The organism is Nocardioides gansuensis (assembly GCF_003076135.1).
GTDB lineage: Bacteria > Actinomycetota > Actinomycetes > Propionibacteriales > Nocardioidaceae > Nocardioides > Nocardioides gansuensis.
The window spans coordinates 145,300-164,309 of the sequence record NZ_QDGZ01000001.1 but is presented as its reverse complement, the minus strand read 5'-3'; the positions used below and the strand labels follow the sequence as shown (position 1 = coordinate 164,309).

At 72.0% G+C, this 19,010-nt stretch carries 20 protein-coding genes; 10 read left to right on the top strand and 10 right to left on the bottom strand.

The annotated features are described in order from the left end of the window. The first annotated feature begins 32 nt into the window (after window positions 1-32). Window positions 33-1,574, top strand: a complete 1,542-nt coding sequence (locus tag DDE18_RS00800) for an SDR family NAD(P)-dependent oxidoreductase (RefSeq protein WP_116570342.1) — start codon at window positions 33-35, stop codon at window positions 1,572-1,574. Window positions 1,575-1,626: 52 nt separating this feature from the next. Here DDE18_RS00800 and DDE18_RS00795 read toward each other — a convergent pair whose 3' ends face one another. From DDE18_RS00795 to DDE18_RS00785, 3 genes are all read right to left on the bottom strand, one after another. Then, window positions 1,627-2,064, bottom strand: coding sequence for a VOC family protein (locus DDE18_RS00795; protein WP_116570341.1), 438 nt, complete (start codon window positions 2,062-2,064; stop codon window positions 1,627-1,629). Between the two features lie 82 nt (window positions 2,065-2,146). Continuing rightward, a complete protein-coding gene (locus tag DDE18_RS00790; RefSeq protein ID WP_116570340.1) occupies window positions 2,147-2,833 on the bottom strand; it encodes an FMN reductase in 687 nt (228 codons plus the stop codon). After that, window positions 2,830-4,002, bottom strand: coding sequence for an LLM class flavin-dependent oxidoreductase (locus DDE18_RS00785; protein ID WP_116570339.1), 1,173 nt, complete (start codon window positions 4,000-4,002; stop codon window positions 2,830-2,832). The genes DDE18_RS00790 and DDE18_RS00785 overlap by 4 nt, the downstream gene beginning before the upstream one ends. A 117-nt stretch (window positions 4,003-4,119) precedes the next feature. On the opposite strand from DDE18_RS00785, the gene DDE18_RS00780 reads away from it, so the two are divergent. Both DDE18_RS00780 and DDE18_RS00775 read left to right on the top strand, forming a co-directional pair. Continuing rightward, a complete protein-coding gene (locus DDE18_RS00780; protein ID WP_211754351.1) occupies window positions 4,120-4,512 on the top strand; it encodes a tetratricopeptide repeat protein in 393 nt (130 codons plus the stop codon). A gap of 1 nt (window position 4,513) precedes the next feature. Further along, window positions 4,514-5,029, top strand: coding sequence for a 4'-phosphopantetheinyl transferase family protein (locus DDE18_RS00775; RefSeq protein ID WP_116570338.1), 516 nt, complete (start codon window positions 4,514-4,516; stop codon window positions 5,027-5,029). Here DDE18_RS00775 and DDE18_RS00770 read toward each other — a convergent pair. Both DDE18_RS00770 and DDE18_RS00765 read right to left on the bottom strand, forming a co-directional pair. Next, window positions 5,018-6,313: a M1 family metallopeptidase gene (locus tag DDE18_RS00770; RefSeq protein ID WP_116570337.1), complete on the bottom strand. Its 1,296-nt coding sequence runs from the start codon at window positions 6,311-6,313 to the stop codon at window positions 5,018-5,020. The two genes, DDE18_RS00775 and DDE18_RS00770, sit on opposite strands and share 12 nt — an antisense overlap. Further along, window positions 6,310-10,203 (bottom strand): Pls/PosA family non-ribosomal peptide synthetase, encoded by a 3,894-nt coding sequence (locus tag DDE18_RS00765; protein ID WP_245916370.1) that lies wholly within the window; start codon window positions 10,201-10,203, stop codon window positions 6,310-6,312. Before DDE18_RS00765 ends, DDE18_RS00770 begins: the two co-directional genes overlap by 4 nt. A gap of 173 nt (window positions 10,204-10,376) precedes the next feature. Between DDE18_RS00765 and DDE18_RS00760 the strand changes: the two genes are divergently transcribed. Together DDE18_RS00760 and DDE18_RS00755 are read left to right on the top strand one after the other, a co-directional pair. Continuing rightward, window positions 10,377-11,189 carry a glycerophosphodiester phosphodiesterase family protein gene (locus DDE18_RS00760; RefSeq protein WP_211754350.1) on the top strand — a complete coding sequence of 271 codons (813 nt, stop codon included), beginning with the start codon at window positions 10,377-10,379 and terminating at the stop codon, window positions 11,187-11,189. Window positions 11,190-11,274: 85 nt separating this feature from the next. After that, window positions 11,275-11,973 (top strand): EcsC family protein, encoded by a 699-nt coding sequence (locus DDE18_RS00755; protein WP_211754349.1) that lies wholly within the window; start codon window positions 11,275-11,277, stop codon window positions 11,971-11,973. 23 nt (window positions 11,974-11,996) lie between these two features. Here DDE18_RS00755 and DDE18_RS00750 read toward each other — a convergent pair whose 3' ends face one another. From DDE18_RS00750 to DDE18_RS00735, 4 genes are read right to left on the bottom strand one after another with little or no spacing between them, the layout of a single operon-like run. Further along, complete coding sequence (locus DDE18_RS00750) at window positions 11,997-12,953, bottom strand: TIGR03885 family FMN-dependent LLM class oxidoreductase (RefSeq protein ID WP_116570333.1); 957 nt, start codon at window positions 12,951-12,953, stop codon at window positions 11,997-11,999. Next, window positions 12,950-14,641: an alpha-amylase family protein gene (locus DDE18_RS00745; protein ID WP_116570332.1), complete on the bottom strand. Its 1,692-nt coding sequence runs from the start codon at window positions 14,639-14,641 to the stop codon at window positions 12,950-12,952. The genes DDE18_RS00750 and DDE18_RS00745 overlap by 4 nt, the downstream gene beginning before the upstream one ends. Before the next feature lie 51 nt (window positions 14,642-14,692). After that, complete coding sequence (locus tag DDE18_RS00740; protein ID WP_116570331.1) at window positions 14,693-15,097, bottom strand: hypothetical protein; 405 nt, start codon at window positions 15,095-15,097, stop codon at window positions 14,693-14,695. After that, window positions 15,094-15,450, bottom strand: coding sequence for a hypothetical protein (locus DDE18_RS00735; protein WP_211754348.1), 357 nt, complete (start codon window positions 15,448-15,450; stop codon window positions 15,094-15,096). Before DDE18_RS00735 ends, DDE18_RS00740 begins: the two co-directional genes overlap by 4 nt. A 19-nt stretch (window positions 15,451-15,469) precedes the next feature. Between DDE18_RS00735 and DDE18_RS00730 the strand changes: the two genes are divergently transcribed. Genes DDE18_RS00730 through DDE18_RS00710 form a run of 5 tightly spaced genes read left to right on the top strand, consistent with a single transcriptional unit; the run spans window position 15,470 to window position 17,754 of the window. Continuing rightward, window positions 15,470-15,790, top strand: a complete 321-nt coding sequence (locus DDE18_RS00730) for a GNAT family N-acetyltransferase (RefSeq protein WP_116570329.1) — start codon at window positions 15,470-15,472, stop codon at window positions 15,788-15,790. A 54-nt stretch (window positions 15,791-15,844) separates the two neighbouring features. Then, window positions 15,845-16,225, top strand: coding sequence for an ArsR/SmtB family transcription factor (locus DDE18_RS00725; protein WP_116570328.1), 381 nt, complete (start codon window positions 15,845-15,847; stop codon window positions 16,223-16,225). Next, on the top strand, window positions 16,222-16,923 hold the full coding sequence (locus DDE18_RS00720; RefSeq protein ID WP_116570327.1) for an aquaporin: 702 nt from the start codon (window positions 16,222-16,224) through the stop codon (window positions 16,921-16,923). The genes DDE18_RS00725 and DDE18_RS00720 overlap by 4 nt, the downstream gene beginning before the upstream one ends. Beyond that, on the top strand, window positions 16,916-17,314 hold the full coding sequence (locus DDE18_RS00715) for an arsenate reductase ArsC (RefSeq protein ID WP_116570326.1): 399 nt from the start codon (window positions 16,916-16,918) through the stop codon (window positions 17,312-17,314). Before DDE18_RS00720 ends, DDE18_RS00715 begins: the two co-directional genes overlap by 8 nt. An 11-nt stretch (window positions 17,315-17,325) precedes the next feature. Further along, complete coding sequence (locus DDE18_RS00710) at window positions 17,326-17,754, top strand: CHRD domain-containing protein (protein WP_116570325.1); 429 nt, start codon at window positions 17,326-17,328, stop codon at window positions 17,752-17,754. 19 nt (window positions 17,755-17,773) lie between these two features. On the opposite strand, the gene DDE18_RS00705 is transcribed toward DDE18_RS00710, so the two are convergent. Beyond that, window positions 17,774-18,964, bottom strand: a complete 1,191-nt coding sequence (locus tag DDE18_RS00705; RefSeq protein WP_116570324.1) for a RimK family alpha-L-glutamate ligase — start codon at window positions 18,962-18,964, stop codon at window positions 17,774-17,776. Between the last annotated feature and the right edge of the window lie 46 nt (window positions 18,965-19,010).

Below are 19,010 nucleotides of genomic sequence, written 5' to 3'. Positions count from 1 at the left end.
TCCCCGGCCGGGCGCGGTCATACCCTTCTCCGGTGAACGACGCTCCTGCACCACCGCCTCCTGGCATCGACCCCGGCGAGCTCGCCATCGCCCTCAAGGTGCTGCGCGAGCTGCCGAGCCTGCCGCCGGACCACCCGGACATCCGGACGGTCAAGCGTGAGGCGTCCTTCATGTACAAGCTGATCAAGAAGGCGCGCCGGGCGGAGATCCGCGAGGAGCGGCAGCGCCACGACCAGCAGATCATCGAGCGGACCGCCACCGGATCGCCGATGCGGATCGACGACGAGACCGCCGGCATCCCGCTGGTCTCCACGGCGCAGGGCGCGTTCGCGGGTGAGCTGATCACCGCCCGCGGGTGCTACATCTGCAAGGAGGACTTCACCCTCGTCGACGCGTTCTACCACTGGCTCTGCCCCCGCTGCGCCACGAAGTCGCACGCCAAGCGCGACCAGCGCACCGACCTCACCGGCAAGCGCGCCCTGCTGACCGGTGGCCGCGCCAAGATCGGGATGTACATCGCGCTGCGCCTGCTGCGCGACGGCGCCCACACCACGATCACGACGCGGTTCCCGCGTGATGCCGTACGCCGCTTCAGCTCCCTGGAGGACAGCGGCGACTGGCTGCACCGGCTCAAGGTGGTCGGCATCGACCTGCGCGACCCGACCCAGGTGATCTCCCTGGCGGACGACGTCGCGGCCGCGGGCCCGCTCGACATCCTGGTCAACAACGCCTGCCAGACGGTGCGCCGCACGCCCGGCGCCTACGCCCCGCTCGTCGAGGGAGAGTCCGCGCCGCTGCCCTCCGACCTCGTTCCCGGGGGCATGGAGCTCCCGGAGATGGTCACCTTCGACCGGATCAGCGAGGCCCACCCGGCCGTCATCGCCGGCGCGCTGGCCGACGTCGCCGTCGCCCACCACGAAGGCGAGTCGGCCGAGCACGCGCTGGCCGTGCACAACGCCGCCACCCTGACGGCGCTCTCCCTCTCCAGGCAGGCGCTGAAGGCCGGCTCGGCCTCGCTGGAGGCCCACGTCGCGGGCACGGCCGTGGACGCCGGCGGCCTGCTCCCCGACGTACAGACCAACAACTCCTGGACCCAGACCGTCGGCGAGGTCGACCCGCTGGAGCTCCTCGAGGTGCAGCTGTGCAACTCGATCGCGCCGTTCCTGCTGGTCTCGCGGCTGCGCCCGGCCCTGGCCGAGGCCGCGCGGCGGGCGCCGTCGAAGCGCGCCTACGTCGTCAACGTCTCGGCGATGGAGGGCCAGTTCTCCCGGCGCTACAAGGGTGCCGGCCATCCGCACACCAACATGGCCAAGGCGGCGCTCAACATGCTCACGCGCACCAGCGCGGGCGAGATGTTCGAGACCGACGGGATCCTGATGACCGCGGTCGACACCGGCTGGATCACCGACGAGCGGCCGCACCAGGAGAAGCTGCGGATCGCCGCCGAAGGGTGGCACGCGCCGCTCGACCTGGTCGACGGCGCTGCCCGGGTCTATGACCCGATCGTCCGCGGCGAGGCGGGCGACGACCTCTTCGGCTGCTTCGTGAAGGACTACGAGCCGTCGCCCTGGTGACGCCCGACGCCGGCGCCGCGTGGCGATCTCTCATCAGCGCTACGAGGGGTGCTCAGACCCCGGCGGGTGCGCCCTCGGCGGGCGTCTCGTAGATGTCGACGAGCCAGTTGATCCCGTACTTGTCGACGCAGGCGCCGAACACGTCGCCCCAGGCCTGCTTGTCCAACGGCATCGTCACCGTGCCGCCGTCGGAGAGCTTCTCGAAGTAGCCCTGGAGCAGATCGAGCTCGTCGCCGCTGATCGACACCGAGACGTTGTTGCCGACGGTCACCTGGACCATCCCCTCGGGGGCGTCGGCACCCATCAGGGTGAAGCCCGCGTCGGTCTGCAGCTGCGCGTGCATCACCTGGGAGCCGACGTCGCCCTCCATGCCCATGTCGCCGAAGGTCATCACCGTGAGGTCGCCCCCGAGGATGGACTGGTAGAACTCCATCGCCTCCCGCGCCTTCCCGTCGAGGAAGTTGAGGTAGGGGTTGAGGGTCGTGGTCATCGCACTGCCTTCCTCACGGGACTTCCTGGATGGGAGTCGGTGCACCCCACGCTAGTGAGGCGCACCGACCCCGTGAAGGCCCTCAGCCCGCGTGCCCGCGCAGGAGCGACTCGAAGGGCGTGACCTCGGCCGCGACCCCGTTGCCGTCCGTACGCCGCCGGCCGTCCGTACGCCGCCTGGCGGCAGTCAGGTCCGGCGCGAAACCGGCGACGTGGTCGGACTCGGCGACGACGAGGTTGGCCAGCTCGGCCGCCGCGCGGGCGACCCGCTCGGTGAGTCCGGACGCGCCGAAGTCCTCGGTGGCCGCGAAGACGCCGGTCGGCACGACGACGGCCCGCAGGTAGGTGAAGAGCGGGCGCATCGCGAAGTCGAGCACCAGCGAGTGGCGCGCCGTGCCAGCGGTGGCGGCGATCAGCACCGGCATCCCGTTGAGCGCGCCGGTCTCGGAGGTGCCCGGGTCGAGGGCGTCGAAGAACATCTTGAACAGCCCGGAGTAGCTGGCGCTGAACACCGGAGTGACGGCGATCAGGCCGTCGGCCGCCGAGACCAGCTCGCGCGCCCGGGCGAGGGCGGGCGTCGGCATGCCGCCCGTGGTCATGAACGAGGCGAGGTCAGCGGCCAGCTCACGCAGCTCGATGACGTCGTACGCGACCGCCTCACCGCGCGCCGTGACCTGGGCGGAGACGGCGTCGGCGAGCTGGTCGGCGAGCAGCCGGGTGGACGAGGGGACGCTGAGGCCGGCGGAGACGACGACGATGCGACGGGTCACTGCTGGGCTCCTTCCTGGGCGGACTCCTGGGCGGACTCCTGGGCGAGGGCCTCCGCGCGGGCGCGGGCGGGCTCGACGAGGTGGTGCGGCGCCTCGGGGCCGGCGGCCACGAGACTGGCATGGGTGGGCGGATCGCTGGGCACGTGGGCGGGGCGGCGGCGCTCGAACTCGGCGCGCAGCACCGGCACGACCTCCTTGCCGAGGATCTCGAGCTGCTCGAGCACGACCGGGAGCGGCAGGCCGGCGTGGTCCATCAGGAACAGCTGGCGCTGGTAGTCACCGACGTTGTCGGCGAACGCGAGGGTGCGCTCGATGACCATCTCCGGCGTGCCGACGGTCAGCGGCGTGGCGGCCGTGAACTCCTCCAGCGAGGGACCGTGGCCGTAGACCGGGGCGTTGTCGAAGTAAGGACGGAAGAACCGCTTGGCCTCGGCCTCGGTCTCGGCCATGAACGCCTGGCCGCCGAGGCCGACGATCGCCTGGTCGGCCGAGCCGTGGCCGTAGTGCTCGAAACGGCGGCGGTAGAGCGCGACCATCTGGGCGGTGTGCTCGGGGTTCCAGAAGATGTTGTTGTGGAAGAACCCGTCGCCGTAGTAGGCCGCCTGCTCGGCGATCTCGGTCGAGCGGATCGAGCCGTGCCACACGAACGGCGGGGTGCCGTCGAGCGGCGCGGGCGTGGAGGTGAAGCCCTGCAGCGGCGTGCGGAACTGGCCCTGCCAGGTGACGACCGGCTCGCGCCACAGCTTGCGCAGCAGGTGGTAGCTCTCCACCGCGAGCTTGATGCCGTCGCGGATGTCCTTGCCGAACCAGGGATAGACCGGACCGGTGTTGCCGCGCCCCATCATCAGGTCGACGCGGCCGCCGGAGAGGTGCTGGAGGAAGGCGTAGTCCTCCGCGATCCGGACCGGGTCGGTGGTCGTGATCAGGGTGGTCGCGGTCGAGAGGAGCAGCCGCTCCGTCTTCGCGGCGATGAAGGCCAGGTGGGTGGTGGGCGCGCTCGGCACGAACGGCGGGTTGTGGTGCTCGCCGGTGGCGAACACGTCGAGCCCGACCTCCTCGGCCTTGAGCGCGATCTGGGTCATCGCCTCGATGCGCTCGTGCTCGCTGGGGGTCTTGCCCGTCGTCGGGTCGGGAGTCACGTCGCCGACGCTGAAGATGCCGATCTGCATGAGTGCTCCTGCTGGTAGTTGAAGATTCTATCACTCTGAACCGGCGTTGGTCCCCCGATATTCCGGGAATCAGAGCGCACCATGGGCGTGTTGGCATCGGCGAGAGGAGTCACTGCGATGACCGACTTCACGCCCTTCGAGGAGCTGCTGCGCGGCCACGCCGGCATGCTCGGGGACAGTCCCCACGACCGCTGGCGCCGCGCCCAGGCCCTGTTCGACCAGCGCGCCTACCGAGAGGCCGCAGTGATGCTCCGCGATCTCATCGACTCGCCGGAGGCCGCGGACTTCGGTCACGCCCTGATCGACGTCCGACTCCTCCTGGCTCGCGCCTACTTCCACTCCGCCCAGCTGAACCGCACCATCGAGACGGCCGAGTCGCTGCTCGAGGACGAGCCGGGCGAGGCCTACGCCCACCTGCTCGTCGGGCGGGCGCTGCAGCGGCAGGGCAAGAAGGACGAGGCCCGCGGCCACCTCAAGCTCGCCGAGCTGCTCGGCGGCTACCGCGCCTGAGATGACGGCGCATGAGCAGTGCGGCGCGCGCTGGGCGGCCGCCGGAGACATGGATGACGCCCTGGCCGCCCACGCGGTGGCGCTCCTGGGTCCGGGCGACGTGACGACCGGTCGACTCTGCCCCGTCTGCGGCTCCTCGGAGCACGGGCGGCCGTGGCTGCGCCACGGCGGGGCGCCGCAGCACGTCTCGGCGTCCCGGTCCGGGCCCTACCTCGTGACGGTGCTCGCCCGCGCGCCCGTCGGGGTCGACGTCGAGTCAATTGCCGCCGTCGCGGCCCGCTGGGACCCCTCGCTGGTCCTCGCGGACGGGGAGGTCGCCGAGTCGCCCCTCGACCGGGCGCGCGCGTGGGCGCGCAAGGAGGCGGTCCTCAAGGCAAGGGGCACCGGCCTGGCGACGCCCATGGGCGCCGTACGTCTCGAGGACGAGCACTGGGTCGACCTGACCGCGCCCCGTGGCTTCGTCGCCGCCGTCTCGATGAGGGCCTCGTCCCTCGTCCCTACTCGATCAGCGGATTGAGGGCGGCAGGGCCTCTGACCGCAGCCAGGCGTCGAACAGCCCGCCGAGCGGCCGGCCCGACACCTCCTCGGCGAGCGCCTCGAAGTCGGCGCTGGTGACGTTGTGGCCCGAGAAGCGCTTCACCCACAGCCGCAGCAGCACGAAGAAGTCGTCGTCACCGATCTCACGGCGCAGGGCATGCAGCGTGAGGGCGCCGCGCTTGTAGACGCGGTCGTCGAACATCAGCTCCACGCCGGGGTCGGCGAGCAGCAGGTCCTGGGGCAGCTCCGAGAGCTTGTCGTGGTAGTGCTCGGCCCACTCCTCGGCCGAGCGCCCGCCGGACTCCTGCGACCACAGCCACTCGGCGTAGCAGGCGAAGCCCTCGTGCAGCCAGATGTCCTTCCACTCCGTGAGGGTGACGGCGTTGCCGAACCACTGGTGCGCCAGCTCGTGGGCCACGAGCCGCACGGCGCCCCAGTCGGCGGAGGCGAAGTTGCGGCCGAAGGTGGACAGCGACTGCGACTCGAGCGGGATCTCGAGGTCGTCGTCGGTCACGACGCAGGTGTAGGAGTCGAAGGGGTAGTCGCCGAAGCAGCCTTCGAAGAAGACCATCATCTCCGGCTGGCGCCCGAGGGAGGCGTCGTAGCCGTCGCCCTTGAGGTCGGGCGGCGCGACCACGAGGACACCGTGGTCGAGCTCGCGGGCCTCGTAGCGGCCGATCTGGCAGGTCGCGAGGTACGACGCCATCGGGGAGGTCATCTCGTAGGTCCACTCGACGCTCGAGCCGCGCCGCACGGACTCGACGAGCTCGCCCGACATCGCGACGTAGTAGTCGCTTGGGGCGGCCATCGTGATCGAGTAGGTCGCCTTGTCCGAGGGCCGGTCGTTGCAGGGGAACCACGTCGGGGCGCCCTGCGGCTGGGCCGCCACGATGACGCCGTCGGCCAGCTCTTCCCAGCCCGCCGGGTCGTGGCCCTCGACGCTCAACGGCCCCGGGCTCCCGGCGTACCTGACCCGCACCTCGAACTCCGCACCGGCCGCCGCGGTGACCGGCAGGGTGAGGCGGGTGCCGCGGTGGGTGAAGCGCACGGGCCGGCCGTCGACCCAGGCCTTGGCGACGCGCAGCCCGGCGAGGTCGAGGGCGATCGAGCGGACATCCTGCTTCGCGACGCAGGAGAGCCGCGCGTCGCCGTCGAGCCGGTTGCCGACCACCTTGTAGCCCAGCCACAGCTGGTAGTGCCGGACGCCGTACGACGGGTCGCCGTGGCCCGGCAAGTACGGATCGGGGACTGCGGGGTCGGTCATTCAGGTGCCTCCCAGGGACCGATGGGGTTGCCGATCCAGCACGTGCGGGCAGGCACCGCCTCCCCGCGCATCACGAGCGAGACCGGGCCCACGGTCGCATGGCGGCCGAGCGTCGCGGCGGGCAGGATAACGCTGTTGGGGCCGAGCGTCGCACCCGCCTTGAGCGTCACCTCGTCCATGCTGAGCACGCGGTCGTGGAAGAGGTGGGTCTGCACGACGCAGCCGCGGTTGACCGTCGCCCCGTCTGCCAGCGTGACCAGGTCGGTCTCGGGCAGCCAGTAGCTGTCGCACCACACGCCGCGGCCGATGTGCGCGCCCAGCATCCGCAGCCAGACGTTGAGCGCGTAGGTGCCCTGCGCCGGCGCGGCGAACCACGGCGCCGCCAGCACCTCGGTGAAGGTGTCGGCGAGCTCGTTGCGCCAGACGAACGACGACCACAGCGGGTGGTCGCCCACTCGGTGCCGGCCCACCAGGAGCAGCTTGGCGGAGACAGTGACGAGGGCGGCCAGCACCCCTGCGGCGATCAGGACAGGGCCCGCGAGGAGCACGGCGAGCAGCAGCGAGGCGTCGAGGAGCGCGAGCAGCGTCGCCCCGACGCCGGCGACCAGCGCCACGAGCAGCAACATCGGTACCACCCGGCAGGCCTCCACGAACGAGCGCGCCACCTTCAGCCGGCGAGACGGTGTATACGTGCGCGAGTCGTCGACGTCGCTGGCGGTCCGTCGGAGCTTGGTGGGCGGGCTGCCGACCCAGGAGGAGCGAGCCTTGGCGCGCTCGCGGCTCGGCGCCGCGGACAGCACTGCGACCAAGGACTCCTTCGGCACCTTGCGGCCGGGCGCTGCCATGCCGGAGTTGCCGACGAAGGCCCGCTTGCCGATCTTCACGTGGCCCACCCGGATCCGCCCGCCGCCGAGCTCGTAGCAGCCCACGAGCGTGTCGTCTGCCAGGAAGGCGTCGTCGCCGACGGTGGTGAACTTCGGGATCAGCAGCACCGTCGAGGCCTCCACACTCTTGCCGACCCTGGCCCCGAGCAGCCGCAGCCAGACCGGCGTGAGGGCGCTGGAGTAGAGCGGGAAGAGCCAGGTGCGCGCCTCGTCAAGCACCCGCAGCGTGCCCCAGATCCTCACCCCGGTCCCCGAGCGGACCGGGAAGTGGCCGGCCTCCATCCCGGCACCGAGGGCACGGACCAGCAGCCAGACCATGGCCGCCAGCGTGGCGTACCCGGTGAACGCGGCGAGTGGCAGCCAGGGCAGGGCGGCGAGCACGGCCTCGCCGAGCGAGTCGGCGTCCAGGAGGACGGGGAGCACGACCAGGCCGCTGAGGAACACCGCGACCGCGGGCAGCGAGGCGATCAGCCAGGCCATCACGCCGTAGGCGCCCAGCCAGGCGCTGTCCTGCCCGTCGGGCGTGTCCTCGAGCCACGGGCCACGGGCCTGGTCGGCCTGTCGCTCGGCGGGCGCGCCCGACCAGTACTCCCCGGTCGGCACCTCGCCGTCGACGTACGACCCGGGAGCCACCTCCGCGTCCTTGCCGACCACCGAGCCGGGGGCGAGCGTGCAGCGCGCGCCGACGCGGGCGTGCGCTCCCACCGTGACCGGGCCGACGTGGAGGAGGTCGCCGTCGATCCAGTGGCCGGCCAGGTCGACCTCGGGCTCGATCGCCGCGCCGTTGCCGAGGGTGAGCAGGCCGGTGACGGTGGGCAGGGTGTGGAGGTCGACGCCCTTGCCGATGCGGTTGCCGAGCAGCCGCGCGTAGTAGGGGAACCACGGCGCGCCCGCGAGCCCGGTGGCCGCGAGCTCGTCCTGGATCCGCTCGGCCAGCCAGATGCGCAGGTGCACCTTGCCGCCGCGCGGGTGGCTGCCGGGAGTGACGCCGCGGAGGACGAGCCGTGCGAGCAGGGCCGCGAGCGTCATCCGGCCCGGCGGCACGAGGAAGAACCAGGTAGTCAGGATCAGCAGCCAGATGGAGTACGCCGGCAGCCAGGGGAGGCCGGGCAGGCGACCGCCGAGGGTCGAGGCGAGCATCAGCCAGGACAGCCAGCGCAGGCCCGCCAGCGCCCGGAGCGGGACGAGCGCGGCGAGCTGGCCGGCCTGGGTCTTGCGCGGGAGCGGCGCGACCTCGCGGTCGGTGGCCATCGCGCCGGTCGAGATGCCGGGCAGGGCAGCGGCCAGGGTGGCGATCGTGTGGTGCTCGTAGACGTCGCCGACCACGACCTCGGGGTAGCGCTCCCGGACCCGGCTGACCACCTGCGCAGCGGTGAGGGAGCCGCCGCCGAACGCGAAGAAGTCGTCGCCCGGGCCGGTCACGTCAGCACCGAGCACGTCGGCCCAGATCCCCGCGAGCCAGGCCTGCGTCTCGTCGAGCCCTCGTCCCTGGCCCGCTGAGCGGGGCAGCGGCCAGGGCAGGGCGTCGCGGTCGACCTTGCCGGACGTGCGGGTGGGCATGTCCTCGACGACCGCGAGGCGCGGCACCAGGGCAGTCGGGAGCCGGTGCCGGAGCAGCTCGGCGGCCGTCGTCGCGTCGTACCGCCCGTCGACCGTGAGGTAGCCGACCAGCAGCTTGTTGCCCGACTTCGTCGAGCGCACCGCGGCAGCCGCGCTCACGACGCCCGGGAGGCGCAGCAGCTGGTCGTCGAGCTCCCCGAGCTCGATCCGCCGCCCGCCGACCTTCACCTGGTCGTCGGCCCGACCGGCGAAGACCAGGCCGACGGGGTCGTTGCGCACCACGTCTCCGGAGCGGTAGGCGCGGTCCCAGCCGAGGGTCGGCATCGGGGCGTACTTCTCGGCGTCCTTGGCGGGGTCGAGGTAGCGGGCCAGGCCGGCTCCGCCGATGATCAGCTCGCCCGACTCGCCCTCGGCGACCGGGCTGCCCTCTGCGTCGACGACGGCGAGGTCCCAGCCGTCGAGCGGCAGGCCGATGCGCACCGGGTCGGTGCCATCGAGCAAGGCGCCGCACGCGACGACCGTGGCCTCGGTGGGGCCATAGGTGTTCCAGACCTCGCGGCCGGGCTTCTGCAGGCGCCCCGCCAGCTCCGGCGGGCATGCCTCGCCGCCCATGATCAGCAGCCGCACCCGGTCGAGCGAGCTCGCCGGCCACAGCGAGACCAGCGTCGGCACGGTGCTCACGATGGTGATGTCGTTGGCGACCAGCCACGGACCGACGTCGACGCCGGATCTGACCAGGCTGCGCGGCGCGGGGACCAGGCACGCGCCGTAGGCCCAGGCCAACCACATCTCCTCGCAGCTGGCGTCGAAGGCCACGCTGAGGCCGGCCATCACCCGGTCGCCGGGGCCGATCGGCTCCTTCTGGAGGAACATCCGGCTCTCCGCGTCGACGAAGGCCGCCGCGTTGCGGTGGGTGACCGCCACGCCTTTGGGCGTGCCCGTCGAGCCGGAGGTGAAGATGACCCAGGCATCGTCGTCCGGCGTCGGGTCCCCGCCCGCGTCCGCTCGCTGGTCGAGTAGCCCCGCGAGGGACGAGCGGGGCGTATCGAGACCCGTCGCCGCCACCGCCAGGTCGTTGCCGACGACGGCGACCGCACCGGACTCCCGCGTCACCACGCGCGCCCGCTCGTCGGGGTCGTCGGCGTCGACCGGCACGTAGGCCGCGCCGGCGCACAGCACGCCCAGGATCGCGACGTAGAGGTCGGTGGTCCCCGAGCGCACGCGGACAGCGACCTTGTCGCCGCGGCGTACGCCGATCGCCGCCAGCTCCCCGGCCAGCGTCTCGGCCGCTTCGACCATCTCCTCGTAGGTCAGCACGGCGACGCCGCTGTCGATCGCGGGCGCCTGGGGGTGCTCGGCCGCCGTGGCGCGGAGGATGTCGACCAGCGTGCGCGGCTGGGGTGCCCGGTCGCCGGCGAGCAGCGAGGGCAGCAGGGGGTGCGTCACCCGGGGCATTGTGGCGGACCCGGGCGACCGCGAGGTGAACGACGGCGCCCGGCGGACCGTCGGCGGCTACTCGACCACCGGGTGTGGTGCTCCAGGAGAAGGGTCGGTGAACACTCCCGCGCACGGGCCCGGTCTGGTCATCGGGCGGCCGCGAGCCGCCCATGCTGGAGCACGTGACGACCTACGGCGAGGAGAGCGGACCTCTCGCGATCGCCCACCGCGGTGGGATGGCGCTGGGTCCGGAGAACACGCTGGCCACGTTCGCCAGGGCGACCGCCCTGGGGTTCCGCTATTTCGAGACCGACGTGCACACCACGCGCGACGGCCACCTGGTCCTCTTCCACGACACCTCACTCAAGCGCCTGACGGGTGTCCCGGGCACCGTCGGCGAGGCCGACCTCGGCTGGCTGCGCCGGCTGCGCGTCGCCGGGTCGGAGACCATCCCGACGCTCGCCGAGGCGATGCACTCCTTCCCCGACACCCGCTTCACGATCGACCTCAAGGACGCGCGCTCGGTCGTGGCGATGGCCGACCTCCTGCTGCACAACCCCGGCTGGGCGCCGCGGATCTGCGTGGCCGGAGCGTGGACCCGCTGGCTGCTGCGCCTCCAGGGCCAGGTGCCGGAGCTGACCACTGCGCTCGGCTGGCGCTCGCTCACCACGCTGATCGCGTGCTCGCGCTCCTACGCCCGTCCGCCGGCCGGGGTGGCCAGCGGCAGCTTCGCCCACGTGCCGTTCCGGCTCGGCCGGTTCCCGGTGTACGCCGAGCGCGTGGTCGCCCAGGCGCACCGGCTCGGGATCCGGGTCAACGTCTGGACGGTCAACGACGCATCCACCATGCACACGCTGCTCGACGCAGGCGTCGACGGCATCATCACCGACCACCCCGACGTGCTGCGCGAGGTGCTGATCGCGCGCGGCCAGTGGTCGCCGCTCCCCGCGCCGCGGCGTACGAGCCCTCGACAGACTCCGGCTGGGTACAGGTAACGCGTGCGAGACTCGCCCGCACGCACCCGGAACGAGAGGGATCCCGATGGGCCTGTTCGACATGTTCACGCCGAAGGATGACCAGGTGAAGGACACGCGGTCCGCACTGGAGGCGGCCGCCGACCCCACCGTCCTCGGCGGCGACGGCCGCCTGGACCAGGCGATGAGCAAGCTGGTGACGATGCTGCTGGACCTCGGCCTCGACGGGAAGGGGCCGATCGACTCGGCCACGCAGGTCGCTGAGGAGGCCCTTCTGAAGGCCGGCTCGCCCGAGGCCGCGGTGCACAGGGTCGCCCGCGGCGCGATGACGCGCGGCGCCATCGGCGGCTTCGTGACGGGTGTGGGCGGGTTCGTGACGATGCCGGTCGCGCTGCCGGCCAACGTGCTCGAGTTCTACGTGCAGGCCACCCGGATGGTGGGGGCGATCGCGACCCTGCGCGGCTACGACGTCGACGACCCGCAGATCCGCACCGCCGTCCTGCTGACCCTGGTGGGCTCGAGGTCCGACGAGGTGCTCCGGAAGGCCGGCATGGCGACGGGTGGTAGCCGCCTTGTGACGATCGCGCTCCGCAACGTGCCGCCGGCGGCCCTGATGGTGATCAACAAGGCCGTCGGCTTCAACCTGATGAAGGGTGTCGGCACCAAGGCGCTCGGCAAGCTCGGCCGCGGCGTACCCCTCGTCGGCGGTGTCATCGGCGGCGGCGTGGACGGCTTCATGATGAAGAAGATCGCCGACCACGCGATGCAGGAGTTCCCCCGCAGGGTCACCGCGCCGGGCGCCTGACCGGCCGGGGGCCCGGGCCGGCCTCAGGAGCGCAGCCGCGGGAGCACGTCCCGCCCCCACCGCTCGACGAAGCGCTCCTGGTCGGGCCCGACCTGGTGGATCGCCAGCCGCTCGAAGCCGAGCTCCAGCAGCTCGGCGAGGCGGGCGACGTGCTGGTCGAGGTCCGCCGAGACCACCAGCGAGGCAAGCACCTGCTGGGGATCGCTGTGTGCGGCGGCCTCGACGAGCGCCTCCGGCGTGGGCAGTGACTCGGCGAGCTCCGGCGGCAGCGCGTTGCTCGCCCACTGCTCCAGCGCCTGCGTGCGGGCCGTCTCCTCGTCGTCGGCCCACGACACGTGCACCTGCAGGTGCACCGGCTTGCCCTCGCCGCCACCCTCGCGGAAGGCCGCCACCACCTCGCCGACCACCCTCGGGTCGCTGCCGACGGTGATCAGCCCCTCGGCCCAGGCGGCCACCTCGCGGGCGGTGCCCGGCGTGATCGCAGCGGCGAAGAGTCGCGGCGGCACGTCGGGGCGCGACCAGATCCGGCCGTCGTGCACCCGGAGCTCGGGGGACTCCACCGTCTCGCCGGCGAGCATCCGCCGGATCAGGTCGGCGCACTGCGCCAGCCGGGCGTTGCGCGCCGGCTTGGCCGGCCACGACTCCCCGGTCACGTGCTCGTTGATCGCCTGCCCCGAGCCGAGCGCCACCGTGAGCCGCCCGGGGAACATCTCCCCGAGGGTGGCGATCCGCTGGGCGTGTACGACGGGGTGGTAGCGCTGGCCGGGCGCCGTCACCACGCCGAAGGGCACCCGGGTCCGGGCCATCGCGGCGCCGAGGAAGGCCCACGCATAGCCCGAGTGGCCGTCGGGACGCCAGGGCGCGAGGTGGTCGGCGGAGTGGATGCCGTCGAACCCGGCGTCCTCGGCCCGCACGGCCAGGTCCAGCAGCCGGGACGGCGGGAACTGCTCGTGGGAGCAGTGGAAGCACAGCTCGGTCATGCCAGGCGCACCTCCCCGTCGTGCAGCACCCGCCACCAGGCGTATCCGTAGGGCGGCAGCGTGAGGTCGAGCCGGCCGCTCGCCCCGGCCGTGGTGCGGTCGGGGACCCCGGGGCTCAGCAGGTCGACCAGCGACGTGCCGCGGGGTACGCCCGGGACCGGCACGGAGACCTCGACGGGCTCGTCGCCGAAGTTGTGCAGCGCCACCATCGCCCACTCGTCCTTGCGCAGGACGTGGACCAGCACGCGTGGGTCGGAGTGGTCGAGCACCTCGACGCCGGACCAGCCGATCTCCGGCGACTGGCGATAGCGGTTGACGAGCAGCTTGATGAAGGAGAGCAGCGAGTCGGGATCGTTGCGCTGGTCGCTCACGTTGACGTGCTCGGGGCCCCACATGCCCGTCACCGCGGGACGCCTGAGCCTGCGGCGGTCGGAGGTGGTGAAGCCGCCGTGCGGGCCCGGGGACCACTGCATCGGCGACCGCACGGCGTTGCGGCCCGGGATGTCGAGGTTCTCCCCCATGCCGATCTCCTCGCCGTAGAAGAGCACGGGAGTGCCGGGCAGGGAGAACATCAGCGAGTAGGCCATCCGGATCCGCCGCTGGTCGCCGCCCAGCATGGTCGGGAGCCGGCGTCGCAGCCCGCGGTCGAAGATCTGCATCTCCGGGTCGGGGCCGAAGGCGTCGAACACCTCGTGGCGCTCCTGCTTGCTGAGCTTGTCCAGGGTGAGCTCGTCGTGGTTGCGCAGGAAGTTGCCCCACTGGCTCGACGGGTCGACCGGCGGCCGCTGGCGCAGGGCGTCGGCGAGCGGCCGGCAGTCGCCCCGGGCGAGGGAGAGCCACGTGGCCTGCATCCCGATGAAGTCGAACTGCACGGTGAGCTCGTCGCCGTCGCCCCCGCCGAAGAACTGCCGCTGCTCCTCGTAGGGGAGGTTGTTCTCGCCGAGCAGGATCGAGTCACCGACGCGCCGGCCGGACTGCGAGCGCAGCGAGCGGAGATAGGCGTGGGTGTCGAAGTCGGGGAACCGCCGCTCCCGCTTCGGCAGCTGGTCGACCTGGAACATGAACGGGATGGCGTCCACCCGGAAGCCCGAGACGCCCAGCTGGAGCCAGTAGCCCATCGTGCGCACCACCTCGTCGCGCACCTCCGGGTTGGCGAGGTTGAGGTCCGGCTGGGTCTTGTAGAAGTTGTGCAGGTAGTACTCGCCCGTGCGCTCGTCGAGCTCCCAGATGCTGTCCTCGACGTCGGGGAAGACCACCTGCTTGGACGTGTCGGGGGGCGTCGAGCCGCGCCAGACATACCAGTGGCGCATCGGGTTGTCGGGGCTCTTCCGCGCCTCCACGAACCACGGGTGCCTCTCCGAGGTGTGGTTCATGACCAGGTCGACGATGACGCGGATGCCCCGGGAGCGGCAGGTGTGCACGAGCTCGACGAAGTCACCGGCGGACCCGACGCGCGGGTCGACGCCGTAGAAGTCGGTGACGTCGTAGCCGTCGTCCTTGTCGGTCGTCGGGTAGAACGGCATCAGCCACAGGCAGGTGATGCCCAGCTCGGCGAGGTAGTCGACCCGGTGCTGCATGCCCCGCAGGTCGCCGTGGCCGTCGCGATCGAGGTCGAGGAACGTCTGCACGTCCGCGCAGTAGATGACCGCCGTCTTCCACCAGAGGTCCGCGGTGTCCGTCAGATTCATCCGTTCCCTTCCCTGGCTCCCGCCAGAGAGGTACCCAGAACGGTGCTGGGCCTACGACCTCGCGTGGCTCCCGCGCGTCCGAACCAGCCAGCCGAGGCCGACGAAGGGCAGCACGAGGGGGAAGTAGCCGTAGCCCTGCCCGAAGGCCGACCAGACGGTCGCGTCGGGGAAGAGGTCTGGGTCGGCCACCGTGAGCGTGCCCACGACCAGGACACCCACGAGCTCGAAGCCGCAGGCGGCCCACGCGAGTCGCCGCGGGCTCGGACCGACCTCCGCCAGGCCGAGGGTCGCCGCGATGTAGACCAGCGCCGCGACCGCCGAGAGCGAGTAGGCCAGCGGCGCCTCGCCGGCCTTGGTGGCCAGCTGGACGAGGGACCGCCCGGTCGCCGACAGCGCGAACACGGCGTACACGGCGATCAGCGCACGGCCCAGCCCGCTGCGGGTCGAGGTGCTCACACCGACCAGATCTGGTCGAGGCGGACGACCAGGAAGGCCACGGTCAGTGCCGCCACGACGAGTACGGCGGTCGCGCCACGGCTCCGCTCGGCGAGTGACCACAGCACGCCGGCCGGAAGGACGACGAGGGCGGCCAGCAGGTAGCCGACGAAGGTCACGACGCTGACGCCGCGGGAGTCGCCGACGACCTGGGCGATCCCGACGACTGCCTGCACGAGCAGGCCGACCTCGACGAGCGCGGCCAGCCCGATCAGCACGAGGTCGGGGCTGCGGTCGAGGGCGACGTAGACGCCGGTGGCGACGGCGAGGAGCAGGGCGGCCCCGATCAGGGCCGTCTGGAGCGGGTCGATCACGCGTGGCAGCCTAGGCGCCATGAGCGAGCCAGTCGTCACCCAGGAGTCCGACCGCTTCTCCATCGCCCTCGAGGGCCAGCCAGCGGGCTTCACCCAGTTCGTCGAGTCCGAGGGCCGCCGGATCTTCTTCCACACGGTGGTCGACCCGGCCTTCGAGGGCAAGGGCCTCGCGGGCCGCCTGGTCCGGCAGGCGCTCGATGCGACCCGCGCCGCCGGCCTGCGCGTCGTGCCGGTGTGTCCCTACGTGAAGAGCTACGTCGAGGAGCACGAGGACTGGGCCGACCTCCTCGAGCGGCCGACCCGGGCCGACATGGCCGCCGTGGAGTCCGTCACTCAGTGACCAGCCGGACGGGGCGGGTTGGGGCCAGACAACGACATCTGTCAATATTGATGCATGTCGAAGTTGCTCCCGCTCGCTGACCCCGTGGAGTCGGTGGCCTGCTGCTCGCCCCTGGTCTCGCGGCCGATGACCGCCGACGAGGCGGAGGCGGCGGCGCCGCTGCTCAAGGCCCTCGCCGACCCCGTGCGCCTGCGCCTGGTCTCGCTGATCGCCTCGCACGCCGACGGGGAGGCCTGCGTGTGCGACCTCAACGACGCCTTCGACCTCTCGCAGCCCACGATCAGCCACCACCTCAAGACCCTCCATGAGGCCGGCCTGCTCGACCGCTCGAAGGAGGGTGTCTGGGTCTACTACCGGATCCGTCCCGCCGCCTTCGACGCGATCGGCGCACTGCTCGCCACCTCGGGCACTGCGACCTCGGGGAGCCGCTCGTGACGCTGCTCGCCCGCAAGGCGGTGGCGGAGCTGGTCGGCACGGCGTTCCTCGTCGCTGCGGTGATCGGCTCGGGCGTGATGGCGACCCGCCTCAGCCCCGACGACGTCGGCCTCCAGCTCCTGCAGAACAGCATCGCCACCGGAGCCGTCCTGGTCGCGCTGATCCTCGCCCTCCAGCCGGTGTCCGCGGCGTTCAACCCCGTCGTCACCCTGATCGAGCGGGTGCTCGGGCTGCTCACGACCCGGGCGGCGCTGGTGCTGGTCGCCGCGCAGCTGGTCGGCGGCGTGCTCGGCGCCGTCGTGGCCAACCTGATGTTCGAGCTCGACGCCGTCTCGTTCGCCACCACGGAGCGCGGGGGCACCGGCCAGTGGCTCGGCGAGGTCGTGGCCACGCTGGGCCTGGTGCTCGTCATCTTCGGCTCCGTGCGCGCCGGCCGGGTGGACTCCGTCGCGTTCGCCGTCGGCGGCTACATCGCCGCGGGGTACTGGTTCACCAGCTCCACCAGCGTCGCCAACCCGGCCGTCACGGTCGCCCGGCTCTTCTCCGACACCTTCGCCGGCATCTCGCCGGCGTCGGTGCCGATGTTCGTGCTCATGCAGCTGCTCGGCGGAGTGCTCGCGCTCGGCCTGCTGCTGGTGCTCCACCCCTCCGACCCCCGCCCGACCGACGCCCCTGCTGAAGAGGTCTCCCATGGCTGACAAGCCCACCGTCCTGTTCGTCTGCGTGCACAACGCCGGCCGCTCCCAGATGGCGGCCGGGTGGCTGCAGCACCTCGCGGGCGACCGCATCCAGGTGCTCTCCGCCGGCTCCGCACCCGCCGACTCGATCAACCCGGCCGCCGTCGCGGCGATGGCCGAGGAGGGCGTCGACATCTCCGCCAACCAGCCGAAGGTGCTCACCACCGAGGCGGTGCAGGAGTCCGACGTGGTCATCACGATGGGCTGCGGAGACGAGTGCCCCTACTTCCCCGGCAAGCGCTACGAGGACTGGGTGCTCGAGGACCCGGCCGGCCAGGGCATCGAGGCCGTCCGCCCGATCCGCGACAAGATTCGCACCCGCGTGGAGGAGCTCATCGCTAGCCTGAGCTGAGGAGGCTGAACATGATCCGTCCCACCCTTGCCGCGACTCTCGCGCTGACCCTGCTCTCACCCACCGCTGTGCTCGCCGCAGCCGACGCCGCGCCCGCCGTCGAGAGACGCGCGGCCACCGTGCTGATGGCCCATCTCCACGGCGACGACCCCGATGGCACCGGGATGGCGACGCTGCGGCTGGCGCCGGCCCGCGGCCGGGTCTGCGCGCGGATCACCTGGAGCGACATCGACAAGCCCACGGCCGCCCACGTCCACAGGGTCTCCGACGGCAGCGTGGTCGTGGACCTCACCGGCGCCGTGACCGGCGGCTCGCGTTGTACGACGGGGGTGTCGGCGCGCACGGTCCGCCGGATCGCCCGCCGGCCGGGTCGCTTCTACGTCAACGTTCACACCGCGGCGTACCCCGGCGGCGCCATCTCCGGCCGCCTGCACCGCTGACGCGAAGGGTGATCGCGGCTCAGCCCAGGTCGACGGGCATCTGCTTGGGCAGCTTCTTGACCCGCTGGCGCTTCCGGCGCTGGGGGATCATCGAGCGCATCTCCTCGAGCTTGCCGAAGCACAGCAGCCGGTCCTCGGCCTCCAGCACGGTCTTGAGGCGCGGGTTGGGGATCACCTGCGTGCCGCGGTGCAGCGTGAGCACGGTGATGTCGCGGTCGTCGAGACCCGAGTCGCTGAGCTTCTTGCCGACCATGTCCGAGCCGCCGTGGACGACGATCTCGGCGACGCCGTAGCCGGTCGAGACCGACAGCCGCTGGCGCACGTCGATCTCGGGGAAGGCGACCTGGTTGTCGATGAAGTCGATGATCGCGCCGGCGACGTCGAGCTTGGTGGCCGTCTCGATCCCCTCGAGGCCGGGCGAGGAGTTGACCTCCATCACCAGCGGCCCGTCCGCGCCCTCGAGCATGTCGACGCCGGCCACCCGCAGGCCCATGATCTGCGCCGAGCGTACGGCGACCCGCTCGAACTCCTCGTCGAGCTGCACGGCCTCGACCGACCCGCCACGGTGCACGTTGGACCGGAACTCGTCGCCCTGCGCCACCCGCCGCATCGCGGCGACCACGCGGTCGCCGACGACGAGGGCCCGGATGTCGCGGCCCTTGCTCTCCTTGACGAAGCGCTGGATCAGCACGTTCTGCCGGGTGCTCTGCAGCGTCTCCACGATCGCCTCGGCGACCTTGAGCTCCGGCGCCAGGATGACGCCGATGCCCTGGGTGCCCTCCAGCAGCTTGATGACCACGGGCGCGCCGCCGACCCGCTCGATCGCAGGGATCACGTCGGCGCGGTCGCGCACGAACGTGGTCGCCGGCATCTCGATGCGGTGCCGCGACAGGATCTGGGTCGCCCGCAGCTTGTCGCGCGAGTTGGCGATGCCGTACGACGTGTTGGGGGTGTAGACGTCCATCTGCTCGAACTGCCGCACGACCGCCGTACCGAAGTAGGTGATCGAGCTGCCGACCCGCGGCAGGACCGCGTCGTACGCCGAGAGCTGGCGGCCGCGGAAGAGCAGGTCGGGCTCGTCGCCGGACAGGTCGATGCCGAACCGCAGGGTGTTGAGCACCTTGACCTCGTGGCCGCGGTCGACGGCCGCGTGCCGGAGGCGCTGGGTGCTGTAGGACCGCGGGGCGCGGGAGAGGATGGCCAGCTTCATCGCTGTCTTCCTAGGCAGGAGGTGGGGACGAGCGCCCCATTCAAGC